General features: G+C 38.1%; 2 protein-coding genes. Both read right to left on the reverse strand.

Going from position 1 to position 2079, the window contains the following annotated elements; translation table 11 throughout:
* Nucleotides 1-76 precede the first annotated feature (76 nt).
* Nucleotides 77-1135 carry a TRAP transporter substrate-binding protein gene (locus DXK30_RS12650; RefSeq protein ID WP_114701987.1) on the reverse strand — a complete coding sequence of 353 codons (1059 nt, stop codon included), beginning with the start codon at nucleotides 1133-1135 and terminating at the stop codon, nucleotides 77-79.
* Nucleotides 1136-1517: 382 nt separating this feature from the next.
* Complete coding sequence (locus tag DXK30_RS12655; protein WP_114701988.1) at nucleotides 1518-1865, reverse strand: hypothetical protein; 348 nt, start codon at nucleotides 1863-1865, stop codon at nucleotides 1518-1520.
* Nucleotides 1866-2079: the final 214 nt, after the last annotated feature.

Below are 2079 nucleotides of genomic sequence, written 5' to 3' on the forward strand. Positions count from 1 at the left end.
CCACCGATAAATTGGCATAATCTAGAGATTAAGACGCTGAGCTTGACTAAAAATGCCATTTGACACCTCCAATAGGTTAAACCTTACAGGCAGCACTGGCAGCTTTTGCTTTTTCATAGACACTATCAGCATCCAAACCCAAAGCATTAACATCCTTTAGATATTTTTGTGTTCCTCTTTCAAGTGGCCCTTTCCAGTCTGGATCATTTAATGGATCAGGAATTTCGATAATTTCATCACCTTTATCTTTAGCAGCTTGAATTGCCATTTGGTCATGTTTATCAAACACTTCACCGACCTTATTAGCTAATGCCATCCCTGAGTTTTTATCCAAAACTTGTTTTAGATCATCAGGTAAGTTGTCATATTTGTCCTTATTCATCGTCACCATAAGCGCTGAACTATAGAAAGGAATATTGGTATGATACTTGGTAATCTCATCAATTTTAAACGCTGTTACTGCTTCCCAAGGGAAACTCAAACCATCAACAACGCCGCGCTGTAACGAGGTATACATATCATTAGCAGGTAAACCTACTGGCGAAGCACCAGCGCTTTCAATAATATCACCAGCAACAGCTGAAGGACGGCGAATACGCATACCTTTCATGTCTTCAGGTGTTCGAATTAGCTTATCAGTTGTATGAAGCGCCCCAGGTCCAGCCCCGTACATAAATAATAAATGTGAGTCTTCGTATTCACCTGCTAAAGTACCGTCATCATATAAGGTCTGTAGCATACAGCCCATTTGGGTTGCTGAATTTGATAAACCTGGAAGTTCAGTAATCTGAGTCAAAGGAAAGCGACCGTTGGTATAACCATGCGCTTGTGAACCGATATCGATCGTACCTTTAGCAGCAGATTCATAAGTAACGTCTGCTTTAGCAAGACCCGCTGATGGATAAAGCTCCACTTTTAGACGACCATTAGAATCTGTTTCTATCTGTTTTGCCCAAGGCTCGAAGACTTCTTTACTGATAGATGAGGTTGCTGGCCAAAAATGTGAAAACCGTAGTACGGTAGTTTCTTGAGAAGTAGCTGATGAACCATCAGTCGTATCAGCAGACTGGTTAGAACAGCCAAGAAGACTAATAGCGGCTAAAGCACCAATTGAAAAAAGAGGAGCTAACTTCATTATCAATTCCTTTTGATAATTATGAGAATAGGAGTAATGTGTTACGAGCAGACAATTTGATTCATCCTAGATTAAATTGGCTACAAGGTTTAGATATATTTTTTACACACCTGTAATAAAAATACTGTTTAAAATTAGCAGCTATAATGATAGAAGTCAAATCATTTTGATCATATTATAAAGGATATATTCATATTATATGATATAATCTTAATACTTGAATTGTCTATATAGATAATAGTAAAAAGTAAGCAGAATAAAATAATTCCTCATAAAAAAGCTCTCAGCCTGTTATCCAGTTGAGAGCTTTTCTGTGTAAATACCATATGAATTCATAGAAGCTGCTTTAGGCATTTATATAAATCATAATAGTGGTGAAACGTTACTCTTCCATCTGCCACTTATCATCTATCCACACAGCATTGTTATCATCTAGATGCACATGCCATTCTGCATCAATTACCGCAAGGCGAATCTGGGTCAAACACTGTAGCCAATGCTCTAGAGTATACATAAGATCTTCTACATCCATACTAGCAGGTAGCTTTGTAGCTCCTGCTAGTATAACCTCTGCCTCACTATCATCGTATGCATAGAGATCGAAAGTCTCTGCATCATCTTCATGCTTGAAATTCTCATTATATTTATCGACTATTGACGCAATCTTTTCTTGCTCCTGCTGAGTCAAAAGAGTAGAACGTTCAGCAGTATAGTAGAGTGAAACGCTCATAATATGCTCCAAAGTAAATTACAAATAGTAGATTCTAGAAGGGAATAAATAGTATCACATCAAACTAGTTTGTAGGAAAATTTGAATTCTTGACCGAAGTATCTAGCGCTAAAGTTTCCAGCACCAAGCATTGTGACCAAACCGCGCGAAAAGAAAATCCCCCGACAAGCTAATGTCGGGGGATATTTCAGAATAGAGAGCTGACGATGACCTA

This window comes from Psychrobacter proteolyticus, assembly GCF_003350005.1.
GTDB lineage: Bacteria > Pseudomonadota > Gammaproteobacteria > Pseudomonadales > Moraxellaceae > Psychrobacter > Psychrobacter proteolyticus.

Bases quoted from the DNA above. Each gene is read 5' to 3' on its own strand.
- DXK30_RS12650 (WP_114701987.1), bottom strand. From the start codon at position 1,135: ATGAAGTTAGCTCCTCTTTTTTCAATTGGTGCTTTAGCCGCTATTAGT.
- DXK30_RS12655 (WP_114701988.1), bottom strand. From the start codon at position 1,865: ATGAGCGTTTCACTCTACTATACTGCTGAACGTTCTACTCTTTTGACT.